The sequence below is a fragment of the Arthrobacter sp. ISL-5 genome (assembly GCF_018613835.1).
GTDB lineage: Bacteria > Actinomycetota > Actinomycetes > Actinomycetales > Micrococcaceae > Arthrobacter.
On sequence record NZ_JAGGPM010000031.1, the window covers coordinates 1 to 16,928 of the forward strand.

The 16,928-nt window shown below is 66.3% G+C and carries 20 protein-coding genes and 1 pseudogene; 6 read left to right on the top strand and 15 right to left on the bottom strand.

All coding sequences use genetic code 11. The annotated features are described in order from the left end of the window. Nucleotides 1–234: 234 nt before the first annotated feature. From rpsN to rpmB, 3 genes are read right to left on the bottom strand one after another with little or no spacing between them, the layout of a single operon-like run. Complete coding sequence (gene rpsN / locus J7I89_RS17355; RefSeq protein ID WP_003798555.1) at nt 235–540, bottom strand: 30S ribosomal protein S14; 306 nt, start codon at nt 538–540, stop codon at nt 235–237. A gap of 4 nt (nt 541–544) precedes the next feature. After that, nucleotides 545–712 carry a 50S ribosomal protein L33 gene (gene rpmG / locus J7I89_RS17360; protein ID WP_078026306.1) on the bottom strand — a complete coding sequence of 56 codons (168 nt, stop codon included), beginning with the start codon at nt 710–712 and terminating at the stop codon, nt 545–547. After that, nucleotides 712–948, bottom strand: coding sequence for a 50S ribosomal protein L28 (gene rpmB, locus J7I89_RS17365; protein ID WP_050687447.1), 237 nt, complete (start codon nt 946–948; stop codon nt 712–714). Before rpmB ends, rpmG begins: the two co-directional genes overlap by 1 nt. Before the next feature lie 514 nt (nt 949–1,462). Here rpmB and J7I89_RS17370 point away from each other — a divergent pair. The 5 genes and pseudogenes from J7I89_RS17370 to J7I89_RS25840 all read left to right on the top strand — a co-directional run bounded on the left by J7I89_RS17370 (nt 1,463) and on the right by J7I89_RS25840 (nt 4,286). Further along, nucleotides 1,463–2,794: a ferric reductase-like transmembrane domain-containing protein gene (locus tag J7I89_RS17370; protein ID WP_251045492.1), complete on the top strand. Its 1,332-nt coding sequence runs from the start codon at nt 1,463–1,465 to the stop codon at nt 2,792–2,794. Next, nucleotides 2,776–2,931 carry a hypothetical protein gene (locus J7I89_RS25340; RefSeq protein WP_251045504.1) on the top strand — a complete coding sequence of 52 codons (156 nt, stop codon included), beginning with the start codon at nt 2,776–2,778 and terminating at the stop codon, nt 2,929–2,931. The genes J7I89_RS17370 and J7I89_RS25340 overlap by 19 nt, the downstream gene beginning before the upstream one ends. Next, a complete protein-coding gene (locus J7I89_RS17375) occupies nt 2,928–3,428 on the top strand; it encodes an FMN-binding protein (protein WP_214972934.1) in 501 nt (166 codons plus the stop codon). The genes J7I89_RS25340 and J7I89_RS17375 overlap by 4 nt, the downstream gene beginning before the upstream one ends. A gap of 37 nt (nt 3,429–3,465) precedes the next feature. Next, nucleotides 3,466–3,669, top strand: a pseudogene (locus J7I89_RS25835) (FAD:protein FMN transferase); the annotation flags it as partial. A 158-nt stretch (nt 3,670–3,827) separates the two neighbouring features. After that, complete coding sequence (locus tag J7I89_RS25840; RefSeq protein ID WP_308159952.1) at nt 3,828–4,286, top strand: FAD:protein FMN transferase; 459 nt, start codon at nt 3,828–3,830, stop codon at nt 4,284–4,286. Nucleotides 4,287–4,356: 70 nt separating this feature from the next. Here J7I89_RS25840 and J7I89_RS17385 read toward each other — a convergent pair whose 3' ends face one another. Both J7I89_RS17385 and J7I89_RS17390 read right to left on the bottom strand, forming a co-directional pair. Continuing rightward, complete coding sequence (locus tag J7I89_RS17385) at nt 4,357–5,118, bottom strand: SGNH/GDSL hydrolase family protein (protein ID WP_214972935.1); 762 nt, start codon at nt 5,116–5,118, stop codon at nt 4,357–4,359. 79 nt (nt 5,119–5,197) lie between these two features. After that, nucleotides 5,198–5,677: a MarR family winged helix-turn-helix transcriptional regulator gene (locus J7I89_RS17390; RefSeq protein ID WP_214972936.1), complete on the bottom strand. Its 480-nt coding sequence runs from the start codon at nt 5,675–5,677 to the stop codon at nt 5,198–5,200. A gap of 104 nt (nt 5,678–5,781) precedes the next feature. Here J7I89_RS17390 and J7I89_RS17395 point away from each other — a divergent pair, with 104 nt between their 5' ends. Next, a complete protein-coding gene (locus tag J7I89_RS17395; protein ID WP_214972938.1) occupies nt 5,782–6,084 on the top strand; it encodes a YciI family protein in 303 nt (100 codons plus the stop codon). Nucleotides 6,085–6,174: 90 nt separating this feature from the next. On the opposite strand, the gene J7I89_RS17400 is transcribed toward J7I89_RS17395, so the two are convergent. From J7I89_RS17400 to J7I89_RS17445, 10 genes are all read right to left on the bottom strand, one after another. Continuing rightward, a complete protein-coding gene (locus tag J7I89_RS17400) occupies nt 6,175–7,296 on the bottom strand; it encodes an ABC transporter ATP-binding protein (protein ID WP_214972940.1) in 1,122 nt (373 codons plus the stop codon). Between the two features lie 9 nt (nt 7,297–7,305). Beyond that, nucleotides 7,306–8,133 carry an ABC transporter permease gene (locus tag J7I89_RS17405; RefSeq protein WP_214972941.1) on the bottom strand — a complete coding sequence of 276 codons (828 nt, stop codon included), beginning with the start codon at nt 8,131–8,133 and terminating at the stop codon, nt 7,306–7,308. Then, the gene (locus tag J7I89_RS17410) at nt 8,120–9,004 is read right to left on the bottom strand and encodes an ABC transporter permease (protein WP_214972943.1); all 885 of its coding nucleotides are present in this window, start codon (nt 9,002–9,004) and stop codon (nt 8,120–8,122) included. Before J7I89_RS17410 ends, J7I89_RS17405 begins: the two co-directional genes overlap by 14 nt. A 1-nt stretch (nt 9,005) precedes the next feature. Beyond that, nucleotides 9,006–10,100, bottom strand: coding sequence for an extracellular solute-binding protein (locus tag J7I89_RS17415; RefSeq protein ID WP_214972945.1), 1,095 nt, complete (start codon nt 10,098–10,100; stop codon nt 9,006–9,008). A gap of 351 nt (nt 10,101–10,451) precedes the next feature. Further along, complete coding sequence (locus J7I89_RS17420; protein ID WP_214972946.1) at nt 10,452–11,288, bottom strand: SGNH/GDSL hydrolase family protein; 837 nt, start codon at nt 11,286–11,288, stop codon at nt 10,452–10,454. A gap of 260 nt (nt 11,289–11,548) precedes the next feature. Next, nucleotides 11,549–12,553 carry a siderophore-interacting protein gene (locus J7I89_RS17425; RefSeq protein ID WP_251045495.1) on the bottom strand — a complete coding sequence of 335 codons (1,005 nt, stop codon included), beginning with the start codon at nt 12,551–12,553 and terminating at the stop codon, nt 11,549–11,551. A gap of 98 nt (nt 12,554–12,651) precedes the next feature. Continuing rightward, nucleotides 12,652–13,479 (bottom strand): ABC transporter ATP-binding protein, encoded by an 828-nt coding sequence (locus tag J7I89_RS17430; RefSeq protein ID WP_214972950.1) that lies wholly within the window; start codon nt 13,477–13,479, stop codon nt 12,652–12,654. A 1-nt stretch (nt 13,480) separates the two neighbouring features. Then, nucleotides 13,481–14,536 carry a FecCD family ABC transporter permease gene (locus J7I89_RS17435; protein WP_374102026.1) on the bottom strand — a complete coding sequence of 352 codons (1,056 nt, stop codon included), beginning with the start codon at nt 14,534–14,536 and terminating at the stop codon, nt 13,481–13,483. Nucleotides 14,537–14,613: 77 nt separating this feature from the next. After that, the gene (locus J7I89_RS17440) at nt 14,614–15,720 is read right to left on the bottom strand and encodes an iron ABC transporter permease (protein ID WP_214972952.1); all 1,107 of its coding nucleotides are present in this window, start codon (nt 15,718–15,720) and stop codon (nt 14,614–14,616) included. 10 nt (nt 15,721–15,730) lie between these two features. Then, nucleotides 15,731–16,843 (bottom strand): iron-siderophore ABC transporter substrate-binding protein, encoded by a 1,113-nt coding sequence (locus J7I89_RS17445; RefSeq protein WP_214972954.1) that lies wholly within the window; start codon nt 16,841–16,843, stop codon nt 15,731–15,733. Nucleotides 16,844–16,928 lie beyond the last annotated feature (85 nt).

Below are 16,928 nucleotides of genomic sequence, written 5' to 3' on the forward strand. Positions count from 1 at the left end.
AAACCCACCCAAACACGCCCCCCCTTGGGCCGGGATCCGCGTGATTACGCGGAAAAACGGTGCGGTCCGGATGAAAAACCGGGTGCCGGCGTCGTAATTCCACTTTGTGCGCTGCGTCACCCACAAACCGGTGCCGCAAACCGGCGCCCCACCGAAGCGGCGTTAACGCAAAGAAGGGCCGGCAACCATTCGGTTGCCGGCCCTTCTCAAGCAGCTGGAATCAGCGGTGCTGGATTACCAGGAAGACTTGGTGATGCCCGGGAGCTCACCGCGGTGAGCCATGTCGCGGAAGCGAACACGGGAGATACCGAACTTCTGGAAGGTACCGCGGGGACGGCCGTCGATGATGTCGCGGTTACGCAGACGGATCGGGGAGGCGTTGCGGGGCAGCTTCTGCAGGCCGAGGCGTGCAGCTTCGCGTGCTTCGTCAGTCGCGTTGGGGTCAACCAGGGTCTTCTTCAGCTCGAGGCGCTTTGCAGCGTAACGCTCAACGATGACCTTGCGCTGCTCATTGCGAGCAATCTTGGACTTCTTAGCCATGTGTTTAGCGCTCCTCTCGGAATTCGACGTGCTTGCGGATCTTGGGGTCGTACTTCTTCAGGACCATGCGGTCCGGATCGTTACGACGGTTCTTACGCGTTACGTAGGTGTAACCCGTGCCCGCGGTCGACTTGAGCTTGATGATCGGACGTACGTCCTTGTCCTTAGCCACTAGAGCTTCACCCCTCGTGCCAGGATTGCGGCGACGACAACGTCGATGCCGCGTACGTCGATGGTCTTAATGCCCTTTGCAGAGACCTGCAGGGTGACATTGCGGCGCAGGGACGGAACCCAGTAGCGCTTCTTCTGAATGTTCGGGTCGAACCGACGCTTGTTGCGGCGGTGCGAGTGCGAAATGCTGTGTCCAAAGCCCGGCTCGGCTCCGGTCACCTGGCAGTGTGCTGCCATGACGACTCTCCTCTGAAAAATAAATTGAAACGGCTGGCAGAGTTCTGCGTCACCGTGCGGCAGGCGGCGTCCGCATCCAGCCCCATGCGTTCCAATTCCGCAGGCCCGAAATCGACGGCGAAAAACCGTGGAATTCCGTGCTGCGGCGAATACGATGAGCCACGGGCACCGGGCAGTGGAAGCCACCGCGAAGTGCCGGGATGCTGGGCGAATACTGGAATGCACGCAACTTGAGCCCCTAACTACCGGCCTCCGGAGCTGTTATTACTGCCAACAACCACCGTCAACCGGAGCAATTGCACACGCTCCGCGCCACCTAGCGCCCACCAAGTCTACGAGACGCGCCAATTAAAGGCCAATCAAGCGTTAGCGGGTGTATAGCGTTAGCGAGTGTATAAGGGGCGGCCCGAGTCCCGGCTCATCGGCGCCCGGTTCCCGGTTCCCGGTTCCGAAGACATATCCGGGGAGAAGGGTTTTCACAGCAAACGAAAGCCTCGAGCCGGAATCTTGAGTCATGAACACACAGCTCTCGCCCCGCCTCGGGACCGAGGATCCGCGGACCCCTGACCTTGGACTGCCGGCCGGAAGAGACGCCTTGCCTGGCTTCGCAGCCCGGCACCGGCGCCGGCTCCTTCGTGCCGATGCACTGACAGTGGCGGCATGGGGCTCTTTGGCTGCCTCGGTCGCGCTGTGGCTTGCCGACGGCGGCACGGCGGGAGTCTCGACGGTCGCCTCCGGCGTCACCGCCCTGGGCATCGTTGCCGGGCTGGCCGGCATGGACCTGGTCCTGCTCATGCTCCTGCTGGCCGCCCGGATTCCACTGATCGACGGCGCGGTGGGACATGACCGCGCCCTGGAGTTCCACCGAAAGCTGGGGAAGCCGTCCCTGTACCTGTTGCTGGCGCACGGCATCCTGATAGCGGTTGGCTACGGCATGGCGGAGGGCTTGGACCCGGTCAGCGAGGCAGTGGCGCTCTGGGCGCTGGTGCCGGACATGTGGCTTGCCTTCGTCTCCCTGGCGCTGTTTATCGCCGTGGTGGTGACTTCCCTGGTGGCCGTTCGCCGCCGCTTCCCGTACGAATTCTGGTACGTCGTGCATCTGCTCACCTATGCGGCAGTGCTGACGTCGCTGCCGCACCAGTTCAGCGTGGGCGGCCTCTTCGCGGAGGGAACGTGGCAGCGCTGGTGCTGGACCGCCATCTGCGCCGCGACCGGTGCCGCACTGCTCTACTACCGGGTGATACAGCCGGCCGTCGCCACGTTCCGGCACCAGCTGACGGTTGAGCGTGTGACGGCCGAGGCGCGTGGCGTTATCAGTGTTGAGATGAGCGGACTGCAACTGCAGTCGCTGGAAGGCAGCGGCGGCAGGTTCTTCATCTGGCGGTTCCTGGCCCCGGGCCTCTGGTGGCATCCGCATCCCTTCAGCCTTTCAGCCGAGCCGATGGCCCTGGGGAACGACGGGCGCGGGCTGCTGCGGATCACCGTGCGGGATCTCGGCCAGGGCACAGCACAGCTGGCGGCGCTAAGGCCGGGCACCAAGGTTGCAATTGAGGGCCCCTACGGGCTCTTCAGTTCCGCGGCCCGCAGCAGGGATCGGATCGTCATGATCGGCGCCGGCATCGGCATCACTCCGCTTCGGGCACTTCTGGAACGGACTCCGTTGGCCCCCGGCCAGGCCACCGTTCTGCTCCGCGGGCACAGCGGCCAGGAACTCTACCTCGGCGACGAAGTCCTTGAGCTGTGCCGGCGGCGCGGCGCCACCCTGTTTCACCTCGTCGGCCACGGGATCCAGTCGCTCCCGACAGCTGGCTTCCCGCGGCCGGGCACATGGCGGGCTACACCCTGACGGACTACGTCCCGGACATCGCCGATGCCGACGTCTACGTCTGCGGCCCCGCGGCCTGGGCCGGGAATGTCCTCAGCGCCGACCGTTCTGCGGGCGTCCGCGAAGATCAGCTCCATTACGAAAGGTTCGACTGGTGAGACCAAGAGCAGCAGTTTCAGCCGCCCTGGCTTCGGCCGGAATCCTCTTGGCGGGGTGGCAGTCCGGGGTGCACGTGGCGGACACCCGCAGCGCAGTTGCCGCCGCGTCCACGGGCAACTCCTCGGGATCGTCGTCGGGGCTGGGCACGTCCGGCTCCGCCGGCACAACGGGTTCTTCGGGTGCCGCAGGAACGGGCGCCGCCGGCGCGGCGGCCAAAGCCGGCGGAACGTACGACGGCGACATCGTCCAGACCCGCTTCGGCATAGTCCAGGTGCGGATTACGGTCAAGGCCGGCGACATAACCGACGTCACCGCCCTAAAACTGACCGACCACGAGGGCAGGTCCGTACAGATCAGCAACTACGCCGCCCCGATTCTGCGCAGCGAAGTGCTCCAGGCACAGTCGGCCGACGTGCGGACCGTGGGCGGCGCCACCGTGACCAGCGACGCCTACCTCACCTCGCTCCAGGCGGCCCTCGATGCAGCAAACCTCTGACAGCCGGTACCGCCTGCGGGCCCGCACGTTCACCTGCATGGGTACCGTCATCAGCGTGACCGTCCCCTCCGATACCCAAAAAGCACCCGCGACAGCGGAGGATGAGCTGGAAGCGGCAACCGCCGTCGTCGAACGTCTTTTCACTGAACTGGACGGGACCTTCAGCCTCTACCGTCCTGACTCGGAGGCCAGCAGGCTGGCGCGCGGCGAGCTTCTGCTGCAGGACGCGTCGGCGGAGATGAGGGCACGGTATGAGGAGGCGGCCGGGTGGCGGCTCCTGACCGAGGGCGCATTCACGCCGGATCGCCCGGATGGCGCCCTGGATCTGTCCGGGCTCATCAAGGGGCACGCGATCAAGGAAGCGGGCACCTCGCTGCGCGCCCTGGGGCTGGCCGACTGGTGTGTGAACGCGGGAGGGATGTGCTGGTCAGCGGCTCCCCCACCCCGGGCAGCGGCGAATCCTGGCGGGCGGGAATTGTTGATCCGGCCGACCGGCGAACGCTGCTGGCCGGCTTTCCGCTGGGTGGTTTTCCGCTCGGAGGGGCTGCGTGGGAGGGGTCTCAGCCGGGAGCTTTTACGTCCAGCGCGTTGGCGTCCGACGGCGGCGGGAAGGTTGCGCTGGCGACGTCCGGTTCGGCGGAACGCGGCGACCACATCTGGAGCGTCGCCGCCGGCTCCGCGGAGTTCAGGCAGGTTTCCGTGGCTGCCGCGGACGTGGTCACGGCCGATGTGCTGGCAACGGCGATCGTGACCGGCGGCATCCCGATGCTCCGCCGTGCAACCGCGCTCTGGGACATCGACGTGCTGGCAGTCCGCAGGGGCGGCGAACTCCTCGCGACGCCCGGATTCCGGCGGTAGGTCTCGACAGGCTCGACCGGCGAGGGCAACCTCGACCGGCGGGGGTGAGGCCGGCCGGGGGCGGGGCCAGCTAGAGCCGGGCGAGCTGGCTGTACTTAGGCTGGAGGTTGTCGCCGGACGATTTGCCGGTGACGCGCCGCACCACCCACGGGGCGGCGAATTCCCGCACCCAGCGGGCGTTGGCCCGGATCGCTTCCACCTTGCTGAGCTCCGGCACCGGCGTCATGGGCGGCACCTCGATGGAGTGCTCGTGTTCGAGGACGGTCAGGACGCGCTTGGCCATATTCGCGTGGCCCGCGGCGGACATGTGCATCCGGTCCTTCGCCCACATGCCCCAGTCGTAGTACTCGCTGAAGCGCCAGTAGTCCACAAGCAACGCCCCGTGGTCCCCGGCGATCCCACGGACCAGTTCGTTGTAGATGGCCGTGCGGCCACGCGTAGTGCTGAAAACCTTTGAACCGCGGGAGTCGAAGCCGGTGAACATGACTACCTTGGCGCCGGTGGCGGCTAGTTTGGCGATGGCGGCGTCGTAGTCCACGAGCAGGGTGTCGATGTCGACCTTGGGCCGAAGGATGTCGTTCGCCCCGGCGTAGATGCTCACCAGCGTGGGTTTAAGCTCGACGGCGGCGTCCACCTGTTCAGCCATGATCTGGCGGAGCTTCTTCCCGCGGATGGCTAGGTTGGCGTACCCGAAGGCCGGATCCGCCGATCCGAGCTGCTCGGCAACGCGGTCGGCCCAGCCCCGAACTCCGTTGGGGCGGGTGGGGTCGTCATCCCCCACGCCTTCCGTGAACGAATCTCCGAGAGCGACATACCGGGCCGTGAAATCCATAGGGCAAGTCTGCCATCCGTTGCCGGGAGCAACCAAGGCGGCTGGTCTGGGCAGTGGCTGATCTGGCACCGGAACGCGCTCAGCGCTCGCGGAGGATCCAGTGGTTGCTGTCCAGCCGCGCCACGATCTTCTCCCCGATGCGGGCCAGGTCCGCAACGTCACGGTCGGTCAGTGCATCGAGGAACAGCGAACGGACGGACTCAACGTGGCCCGGTGCGAGCTCCACGATGGTGGCCATTCCTTGCTCGGTCAGGTGCGCGGTGGTGACGCGGGCGTCCCCCGGGTGCGGCCTGCGCTCCACCCAGCCCCGGTTCTGGAGCTTGGTGACCACGTGGGATAGACGGGAGAGGGAGGCGCTGGTCCGCGCCGCGAGTTCGCTCATCGGCAGGAAGTGGCCCTCCGCCTCGGAGAGCATGGCAAGCACGTTGTAGTCGAACAGAGAGACCTTGCCGGCGGCGTGAAGCTGGGTGTCCAAGGCTGCCGGCAGCATGGTGTTGATGCTCAGCTGGGCAAGCCAGGCCCGGCGTTCATTGGCATTGAGCCAGCGCGGTTCGGTCATTACCCCATCCTAGGAGAAAAAAAGCTTGACAGTTCAAGGTGGAGCGCTGGCGTTTACTTTCGGGCTCACTCTGACCTCACAGGCCAACGGGTAGGCTGTCGGGCATGTACGTAGTTTCCCTGACCTACAAGGTTGCACAAGACATCGTGGACTATCACCTGGACGCCCACGTGGCCTGGTTGAAGGACGCCTTCGACGACGGCGTGTTCCTGGCAGCCGGCCGGAAGGTTCCGCGCACCGGCGGCCTGCTGCTGTCCAAGGCGGACCGGAAGACTCTCGATGCGTCCCTGGCCAAGGACCCGTTCTACATTAACGGCGTTGCCGAGTTCGAGGTCATCGAATTCGCGGCGAACCGGGTTGCTGCCGGCTTCGAAAACCTGCTGGACGAGTCCGGGCAGCAGAACTAGCCCACTTTTGAGGCCCCGGACACGCTGTCCGGGGCCCCAACAGGCGTGGTGCGAGTCGAAACCGGGCCGCTTCTGCCCGGATGAGACGCCTTAGGGCTCCATGACCAGAAGCTGCGCCCGTCCGGAATCCCATCCCACGAATACTTGGCCGCCGGGTGCGGGCCTGCCGGCAGAGTCCGGACTGAGCTCGCGCAGCTGGAGCTCGTGGCCGCCTGCCGTCAGGCGGTGGCGGACGGTGGCTCCCAGGTTGGTGGAGGACACCAGCGTTGCCGCACCGCCGTTGCCGCCCTCACCGGCCGAGCGGAATTTAAGGTGCTCGGGTCGGATCGAGACGGCATAGTTTTCGCCCTCGACTCCGCGGTCTGCAACCCGTGCAGTGCCCAAGCCGCCGAGGTCCACCAAGGCCTCGGCGCCGTTGCGCTCCAGCACAGTGCAGGGAATGAGGTTGGTGTCGCCGAGGAAGCTGGCCACCCAGTCCGTCAGCGGCTGGTTGTAGACCTCCTCCGGCGGTCCGGACTGGACGATCTTGCCATCCTTCATCACCACGATCCTGTCGGACATGGCCATGGCTTCGTCCTGGTCGTGGGTGACGAAAAGCACGGAGATGCCGAGGCTCTTTTGCAGGGTCTTGATTTCCTCCTGCATCTGTTCCCTGAGGCGTTTGTCCAGTGCGGCCATGGGCTCGTCCAGGAGCAACGCGGCCGGGTTGAAGACCAGCGCGCGGGCAAGTGCCACGCGCTGCTGCTGCCCACCGGAGAGCTGGCGGGGCTTGCGCGTGCCCATCTTGCCGAGGCCCACGCGGACCAGGGCTTCTTCGGCCCGCTTGCGTCGTTCGTTTTTGGGGATTTTCCGCATGCGGAGTGCAAATTCAACGTTTTCGAGCGCGCTCATGTGCGGGAACAGTGCGTAGTTCTGGAACACCACGCCCAGGTTGCGCTCCCGTGGCGGCAGCGTGTCCACCGGCTGGCCATCGATCAGGACCGACCCTGCGCTGTGCTCCTCGAAGCCGGCAACCATCATCATGGTGGTGGTTTTACCGGACCCGCTGGGCCCGAGCAGGGTGACGAACTCGCCCGGCTGGACAACGAGGTCCAGCCGGTCCACGGCCACGACGTCGCCGTAGTTCTTGCTGACGCTGCGGAGTTCAATGGCACCCCGGGAAGCGGTCCGGGTGCGGGGAATTGATTCTGCGGAAATCACTGACGTTGTCATCGGCATTCCTTACGTTTGGGCGGACACTGCCAGGGGCAGCATCCGTGCGGTGGACCGGCGCCTGAGGACAAACATGACCTGCAGAAGGAGTCCGATGGTGGCGACGCTGACCAGCAGCGCGGAGGAAACAGCAATCTTCGGAGTCAAGTTGAACTGGATGTCCGTGAACATTTTGACGGGCAGCGTGGTGGCGCTCGGGGACTGCATGAACAGCGACATCACGGTCTCGTCGATCGAGACCGAGAACGCAAACAGGGCGCCCGAGATCAGGCCCGGCAGGATGATGGGGAGGTACACGTGCCGCAGTACCGACAACGGGCCCGCACCAAGGCTTTGTGCCGACCTCACGAGGGCCGGGTTTAGGCCTGCGAGCGCCGCCCTGGTGGTCAGGTAGACGTACGGGGTGGCGATCACGGCGTGGGCCAGGCCGATGGGGAGGATGCTGCCCACCATCCCGATCGAGATGAAGAACTGGTAGAAGGCCAGCGCCAGCACCACCGTTGGCACGATCATCGGCGCGAGAATGAGCCCCATCACCGCCGATCGGCCGGGAAACTTCCGTCCGTGCAGGCCTATCGCGGCCGTCGAGCCAAGGAGCACACCGATCACGACGGCGATGCCCGCCGATTGCAGGCTGGCAGTCAGTGCCGAGGTCCAGGCTTTGTCCCCGAAGAAGCCGGCGACGGCCGCGAAGGAGAATCCTTCCGGCGGAAAGGTGATGTAGCGGCTGTCATTCAGCGCCACCGGCACCACGATCGCCGTCGGGATCACCAGAAACAGAAACACGGGCACTGAAAGCAGCGCCAGCACCCGGTGCTGCGGATTAGTTGTCTTCATGTTGGCCTCCTGCCTTGAGCACGCGCTGATATACGGCCACCATGATGCTCACCATCACCGTGAGGACCACGGCCAGTGCCGCGGCGCCGGAGAAGTCGGTGAGCTGGCGCGCGTAGTAGTCGATCTGGTTGGCGATCATCATGTCGCCGGGCCCGCCCATCACCACAGGAGTGATGAAGAAGCCGGTGCTGATGATGAAGACCAGGAGCCCCGCCGCCGAGATGCCGGGGGCGGAGAGCGGAAGCGTGATCCGGCGGAACACGGATCCTTCCCGCGCACCCAGTGACCTGGCGGCCAGGCCAAGCCGGTCGTCAATGGCAGTCAGGGAGGAGAAAATCGGGAAGACGGCGTACGGGAGGAGGCAGTGCACCAGCCCGACGATCACCGCGAAACGGTTGTGCAACAGCTCGATGGGTGCGCTGGTCAGCCCGATCCCCTGAAGGAAGGCGTTGACGATGCCGTTATCCTGCAGCAGGACCGCCCAGGCAAAGTTTTTCACCAGGATGCCGGTCCAGAACGGCAAAAGCACGACGGCGAACAGGACCACCCGCGCGATGTTCCCGGCACGCCACAGCACGAGTGCGATCACGTAGCCCAGCACCACCGTCACGATGGTGGAAGCGAGGCTGATGCTCAAAGTGTTTGCCAGGGAGCGCAGCACGAGCGGGTCCTCGAGCACCCGCTGGTAAGCGTTGTCGGCGAAGCTCGAGGCCACGAGCTTCCCGAGAGGCGTCAGGAACAGGATGACGTCGAAAACCAGGATCGGGGCCAGCAGCAGCCACCAGCCACTGAGCCGCCGCCGGGCCTTCGGATTCCCCTCCCCCGGCGCACGGCGGCCCTGTGGCCGGACCGTGAGAGTTGCGGCCGTCATGTCAGCTGGCCTGCCAAAGCTTGAACTGCTGCTCGGTCTTCTTCAGGTTCTCGGACCACCATTTGTCATCCCGCACGAGGATCTTGTCGGCCAGCCGCGGGCTCGTGGGCAGCGTGTCCGCGATCTCCTTCGGCAGCTTGGAGAGAGCCGGCGTATTGGCCAGGGTCAGGTTGGTGACCTTGTCGAACGCGGCACCGGCCTCGGCGTCGTTGGACATGAAGTTCATGAGCTTGAATGCCGCTTCCTTGTTCTTGGCACCCTTTGGCACCACAAAGTAGTCTCCGGCGAGGACCGCGTTCTCAGCGGAGAAGTTCAGCTTTGCGCCGTCTGTGCGCGCGGCGTTGATCCGGTTGTTGAAGCTCGTCGAGAGCGAGACTTCGCCGGAGGTGAGCTGCTGGATCGGTTCCTGGTTTGCGGCGTGGTAGAGCAATCTGTCCTTGCCCGGGTGGTGGCCGAGGACGCGAAGGGCGCGGTCCACGTCAAGGGGGTAGATCTTGTCGAACGGAACCCCGTCTGCCAGCAGCGCGGCTTCCAGAACCGAGCTGTCGGAGAGCTGGTTGTAAACGGAACGCTTGGTGTTGTACTTGTCCTGATCAAAGAACTGGGCCCAGTCCTTCGGCGCTTGCGCGTCCGAAATGACCTTCTGGTCCCAGGCCATGACAAACAGGAAGCTTAGGTACTTGATGCCGTATTCGGCCTTGGCGTAGCCGGGCAGGCCCTTGTCGCTGATGATGTCGTAATCGAATTTTTCCAGCAGGCCTTCGGCAACGGCCGTCTCGTACTCCGGCGCCGTGATTTCCACGAGGTCCCACTGCACGTCACCGGACTGCACCTGGGCCTTGAGCGCCGCGAGGCTGGTATTCGCCAGCAGTGTGGGCTGAATGCCCGTCTGTTTGGCGAACGGATCCAGGATCGTCTGCGTCAGCTGGTCGTTGTAGGAACCGCCATAGGACGTGACCGTCACGGTCTTGTTGGCTGCCGCGCTGTCGGAGGGCTTGGCCCCGCAGCCGGACAGTGCCAGCCCGGCAAACGGCGTCAGCGCCGCAGCCTTCAGGAGCTTCCGGCGGTCGAAGTGGAGGGAATTGCTGTCAGTCATGGCGTTGGTGCCTCTCGTGGTGGCCCGCCCCGGCGCACGCAGGAAGTAGGTCCGCGTGAATGGGGGAGCAGGAGCAGGGATCCGGCCGTCACGTCGGGTTGCCGGCGACGGCGGTTCACGCCTTCGAACGGTCCACGCAACGCTGGGCGGACTTGAAGCTTGATGATTGACGGATTGTCAGTGCCGCAACAGTAGCTGTGACGTTGCACACAAGTCAACAGTTGTTTACGGTGGCACTATTCAAGCCACTCGTTAGGAGGAGCCCGGGCAGCAGAACTAGCCCACGTTTAAGGCTCCGGACACGCTGTCCGGAGCCCCGGTTCGCGGCACACTGCCCAAAACCGGGCCGGTTCAGCGGGAAGGACTGGAATCCATGAGCTTCTTCAGGCCGCCTTTGCGCGGAACCTTCACCGGCCGGGGCCACCGCGGACTCAGGTTGTCTCCCAGCGTGACGCCGCGGAGCTTCCTTCCGACGAGCGGGAACACCCAGTCGCTAACCCAGCGGCGCTGCCTCCGCTCCCACTCGCGGAGAGTCACCTTGGATGGCGGCTCCCATTCCTTGAGGGTGATCTTGTGCGGCACGCCGAGGTGGTCCAGGACCTGCGCCGCCAGGTACTTATGGCCCGCCTTGGACATGTGCAGCCGGTCCGTGTCCCACATCCGGCGGTCGTGGAAGGCCTCGAAACACCAGTAGTCCACCAGGACTGCCCCGTACTTGGCAGCAAGTTCGCGCACCCGCTGGTTGTACACGGCGTTCCGCTTCTTCAGTGGCTCCAGCACCGCGGAGACCTTGACGTCGAAACCAGTGAACAGGACCAGCGTGGCGCCGGTCGCGGCCAGCCTGGCCACAAGGGCTTCGTATTGGGCCATGAGGACGTTGATGTCTGTTCCGAGGTCCAGGATGTCGTTCCCGCCGGCATACAGGGTGATAAGGGTGGGCTCCATGGCCAGCGCCGGCTCGAGCTGTTCATCGATGATGTGGCGCAGCCGCTTGCTCCGGATGGCCAGATTGGCGTACTCCCAGCCCGGTTCCGCCTTGGCCAGCTTCTCCGCTACGCGGTCGGCCCATCCGCGTACCCCGTTCGGCAGCCGCGAGCTCCGGTCCCCCACCCCCTCGGTGAAGGAATCTCCCAAGGCAACGAACACACGCCGCTCGTCCCTGTCCGGAAGCAAAGGATATGAGCCCACTCGGCTACCCTAACCACCGAAAGAAACGACAGGGTTAACGCCCAGCGACAGGAACTGCGAGAGCGTTGCCGATTAAGCGGCAGGATCTGCGAGAGCGTCCTGAAAAGGCGACCGTGAGGTGGCCGTCCGGAAGCGTGCGTCTAAGGGAGAGACCCGCCGTCGGGGTTCCCTGGCCGAGCTTGCGAGGTTAGGGGGACGGCGGGGTAAACGACCGAGCACGCGGGGACGGGCGCCCTGCGGACCGCTGCCAAGGAAACCGCTTAGAGTTCGGACTTTCCCTGCCGCCAGTACCCCATGAACGCCACCTGTTTGCGGTCGATCCCGACGTCGCGGACCAGGTAGCGCCGCATGTCCTTGATGACGCCGGCCTCGCCGGCGATCCACGCATAGAAGGGCATGGCCCCCGCCGGCTTGTCCGGATTCTTGGTCGCACTGATCGCAGCCGTGTCCATGCGCGCCGGCGTTTCCCACAGGATGTCCTGGTCCACGTCGACGTCGTCCGGTTCAGGTCCGGCAGCGCCCGCAGCCTTGATGGCCACCCAGCCCGGGACGGGGACCGCCTTGCGGACGGCGTCCTGGAGGAGTTCCCCGTGCGGCCGGGACCGGCCGATCGCGGCGCCGCGCGCAAGCCAGGTGATTTCGACGTCGGCTGCCGTGCGGAGGTCAAGGAAGTCGCCTGCTTCCGGCACCTCCAGGAAGACATGGCCTGTCATGAACTCCGGCAGACTTTCCAGGATGGCGCTGATGGCGGGAACGGCCGTCTCGTCGCCGGCGAGGAGCACCCGCTGGGCGAGGCCCGGCCGCCACTCAATGCCGGAGTAGGTTTCGGCCGTGACGCAGTGCGCCGCGCGGTTGTTCGGGCCGATCAGCGTCAGGGTGTCTCCCGGCTTGGCACTGAGTGCCCAGTTCGCGGCGGGACCGCCGTTCCCGTCCGCGTCAAAGTGCATCACGAAGTCGACGTCGATCTCCGGATAGACGGCATCGAGCCTCGACTGCCGGACAGTGTATGTGCGCATTGAGCCGCGCGTGGCCGGATCCATGGCCAGCCACTCCTGGTACCAGCCGCTTTGCTCCATGCGGAAACTCGGCAGCGGGAGCCGGCTGCCGTCCGGCGCCAATGAGGGGATCATGAGCTTGACCCGCAGGTCCAGGGTGTCGCCATGCACCCCGAAGTCGCGGAGCGAATATCCGCCGAACGTCACACGCCGGAAGTTCGGGCTCAGTTCCTCCACGGCAGACACGGTGACATCGAACGCGAGCGTCATGGGCTCCGTGGAGACCGGGGGCCTCTCGGCGACTGCCTGGGCGGAACGTCCGGGGCGACCGGTCAACGACGCGCGGGCAGGGCTGTTCTTTGCTGTGCTCATGAGGCCATCTCCAGGATTGAGGTCAAGGCTTTTGGGGCTGCGTGGTGCCTGCCGAGGGGAATGATCAGCGGCGTGCCGGAGACGGGGTCCGGCACCACCCGGGATTCGAGCCCGAACACGTTCCGCACCAGGTCCTCGGTGATCACGTCGGTCGACGCGCCTTCGGCCACGATTCGCCCGCCCTTCAGCGCGATGACATGGTCCGCGTACCGAGCAGCGAGGTTCAGGTCGTGCAGCACGATAGCCACCGTGGTGCCGCGCTGCCGGTTCAGGTCGGTGACGAGGTCCAGCACTTCCACCTGGTGGGCGAGGTCCAGGTACGTGGTGGGCTCATCGAGCAGCAGCACCTCCGTTTCCTGGGCGAGGGCCAAGGCGATCCACACGCGCTGGCGCTGCCCGCCGGACAGTTCGTCGACGTTCCGCCCGGCGAGGTCCAGCGTTTCGGTGGCCTCCAGCGCGCGCTGCACCGCGGCGTCGTCCTTCTCCGACCAGCTGCGGAAGAAGCCCTGGTGCGGGTACCGTCCGCGGCCCACCAGATCGCGGACGGTGATCCCGTCCGGTGCGGTGGGGTGCTGCGGGAGCAGGCCGAGCGTGCGTGCCAGCTCGCGCGCGGGGCGGGAATGGATGTCCTTGCCGTCCAGGGTGACCGTGCCGCCGGCAGGTTTGAGCAGCCGCGACAGCCCGCGCAGCAGCGTGGATTTCCCGCAGGCGTTGGCCCCGACGATCATCGTCACGCGGCCCTCGGGAATCTCGGCGGTGAGGTTCTCCACGACCCGGCGCCGATCGTACTGCAGCGTGAGGTCCCGGGCTTTGAGAACAGCCATGTCAGGCATCCTTTCGGTTGGAAGTGACCAGCAGCCACAGCAGGAACGGGGCGCCCAGGGCACCGGTGATCACACCCACCGGCAGCACGGTGCCGTCCAGCAGCAGCGGGGCGATGTTGGCGGCAAAGTAGTCTGCCGCCAGGACGATCAGGGAACCGACAAGGGCCGACGCCGGGAGGCTGGACTTCCCGGTGAACCGGCGCGCGATCGGGCCGGCCAGAAACGCGACGAACGCCACCGGGCCGGCTGCCGCCGTCGCCACTGCGGCAAGGGCGACGGCGGTCATCACCACGCCCAGCCGGGTCCGCCCTACGCGGATTCCCAGCCCCGCGGCGGCGGCGTCCCCGAGTTCGAGGATGCGCAGCGGGCCGGCCAGCAGCGCCACGGCCGGAATGAGGACCAGCAGCGCCAAGGCGAGCACGCCGGCGCGGTCCCAGCTGGCGGAATTGAGCGAGCCGTTGAGCCAGACGAGGACATCCGCCGCCGTGCGGATGTCCGCCCGGGTCATGAGGAAATTGACCACGGCGTGGAGCGCCGCGGCGATGCCGACGCCCGCCAGGATGAGCCGGTTGCCAGCGGCGGTGCCGCCCCCTCCGCCGCCCCCTCCAAGGGAGCCGCTGCGGGAGATGCCGTAGATCAGTGCGGCCACGGCCGTCGCGCCGCCCAGGGCTGCACCGGAAACGGCCGCCCCGGAGGCGCCGAAGATGACGATGGCGGTGACGGCGCCGGCGCTGGCCCCGTAGCTGATGCCGATCACGTCGGGGCTGGCCAGCGGGTTGCGGAGCATCGTCTGGAACAGCCCGCCGGAGAGTCCGAAAGCTATGCCGATCATGGCGCCGATCACGGCCCGGGGCAGCTTGGTCTCCATCACGATGAAGCTGGCGCCGGGGATCTTCTCGCCGCCGGTGAAGTGGGCGGACAGGATCCTAAAGAAGTCGGGGATGGTCACCGTGTAGCTGCCCAGCAGGACGCCCGCTGCGAAGAGGAGCACGACGGCGAGCGCCAGGGCCGCTGTACGGTTCAGCAGCGCGGTCCGCAACGAAGCGCGAACGGGCAGATAATGCCCTGTTTTTGCGGTTTTGAGGGCATTATCTGCCCGTTCGCGCACCGTGCCGGAGGCGGGGTCTGGCTTGCTCACAGGCCTGCCCCCTTGCCGCGGCGGACCAGCCAGACAAAAACGGGCGCACCCACGAGGGCGGTCATGATGCCCGCCGGCACTTCACCGGGAAGCAGCACCACGCGGCCCACCACGTCGGACAGCAGCAGCAGCGCCGGGGCGAGCACGAGGGAAAACGGCAGGATCCAGCAGTAGTCGGGCCCGGTCAGGGACCGTACGGCATGCGGGACAACCAGCCCAACGAAGCCGATCGGCCCGGCGAGCGCGGTTGCGGAGCCGCACAGCAGCACGATGCCCAGCGCCGTCACCCCGCGGGCCAGGCCAACGCGCTGGCCCAGTCCGCGGGCGATGTCGTCGCCGAGGGCAAGGCCGTTCAGGATCCGCCCGGCCGAGAGCACGATCAGCGCGCCGGCCACGAGGAACGGCACGCCGGGCAGCACCACGGACCAGTCGCGCCCCGCGATTCCGCCCACCTGCCAGAAGCGGAAGCGGTCCAGGGTGTCCTGGCTGGAGACCAGGATGACGTTCATCAGTGAGTAGAGGCCCGCGCTGAGGGCGGCGCCCGCAAGCGCGAGCTTGACCGGCGTCGCACCGTCCCTCCCCATGGAGGCAATGAGATAGACGACGACGGCGGCCGCCGCGGCGCCGAGGAACGCGAACCAGATGTATCCGGTCAGCGAGGAGACGCCAAAGACGTAGATGCCGGTGACCACGGCCAGCGCGGCGCCCGCGTTGACGCCGATGATGCCGGGATCGGCCAGCGGGTTGCGGGCCACGCCCTGCATCGCCGCTCCGGCGAGGCCCAGCGCTCCGCCCGCCAGCAGCCCGAGGACTGTGCGCGGGATGCGTGCGTGCACCACGGCGTGGTCGCCGTTGGCGGGGTCGAACTGCGTCAGCGCCAGCCACACGGTGTCCGGGGACAGCCCGCGGGCACCGACGGCCAGCGAGGCGGCACAGGCGACAGCAAGCACGACGACGGCGGCCAGCAGCCACGCGGCCTGCGGGCCACGTGCCCTCCCCTTCCGGGGAGCGCGAACTGGCAGGTAATGCCCTTTGGCGCCGGATTTGGCGTCGTTAGCTGCCAGTTCGCGCGACTTGGCCGCCGTCGTCGTGCCTGATGTCATGGAGTGCTGCCTACTTGACCGCGTCGGCGGCCTTGGCCAGCTGCGGCAGGAACGTGTCCAGTGACCACGGCAGGCTCAGCGGCGAGGAAGCGGAGATGGACAGGGTCAGCGTGTTGTCCGAGTCGGCCACCAGGGCGCCGCCCTTGATGGCGGGAATCTGGCTCAGCAGCGGATCCTTCTTGATCGAATCGGCGGTCTTGGCGTCGGGAACCCAGGTCACGAAAATGTCGGACTCAAGCTCGTTGGCCTTCTCGGCCGACCACGCGACGAAGAATTCCTTGGAGCCCTTCGACTTTTCCTCCACAATCGGCGCCAGCTTCATGCCGATCGCGGTGAGGAACTTCGGGCGGTTGTCGATGGCCGTGTAGACGTTGACGCCGTCACCCTTGGCAGGCTCGAGGTTGCCGTAGATGTAGGACTTGCCCTGGATCTGCGGGTACTTGGCGACTTTTTCCTTGATGGTGGCTTCGGTGTCGGAGATGAGCTTGGTCGCCTCGGCCTCCTTGCCTAGGGCCTTGCCGATGATGCTCGTGGAATCCTGCCAGGAGGTGCCGTACGCCAGCTCCGGGTGCGCCACCACGGGGGCGATTTCGCTGAGTTTCTTGTAGTCCTCGGCCGTGAGCCCGGAGTAGGCGCCCAGGATGACATCCGGGTTGAGCTTGGCGATTTCGGTGAAGTTGATGCCGTCGGCCTCGGAGAACTGGGCCGGTGCCTTCTCCGTGCCGAAGCCGGCGCCGAGCTCCTCCAGAGCCGCGTCCTTCCAGGGGGTGGAGCCCTTGTCGTTGCCGCCCCACTCGTTCTTGGGGACGCCCACAGGGACCACGCCCAGGGCGATGGCAACGTCGTCGTTGACCCAGGAGACCGTGACCACGCGCTTGGGCTGGGACTTGATGGTGGTTTCGCCAAAGACGTGCTTGATGGTGACGGGGAACTGCGTGCTGGCTGACGTCGTCGCGCCGGCGTCGGAGGCCGAGGAGGCAGGTCCGGTGGAGCAGGCGGTCAGCGAGAGGGCCGCGGCGGCCAGGACGGCGGTGGCCTTGCCGGCGGTCTTGAGCAGCGTCCGGCGGGTGGTGCCGGCGGTGCCGCGGCCGGCGTGCGGGCCGGAGAAGAGGGGGGAAGTCACGGAACTCCTTAGGTCATTGATGCGAACCCGAGTAAGGCTAGCCTATCCTCGCCCGGATTACGAAAGGTTTGCGTCACGTAATTCC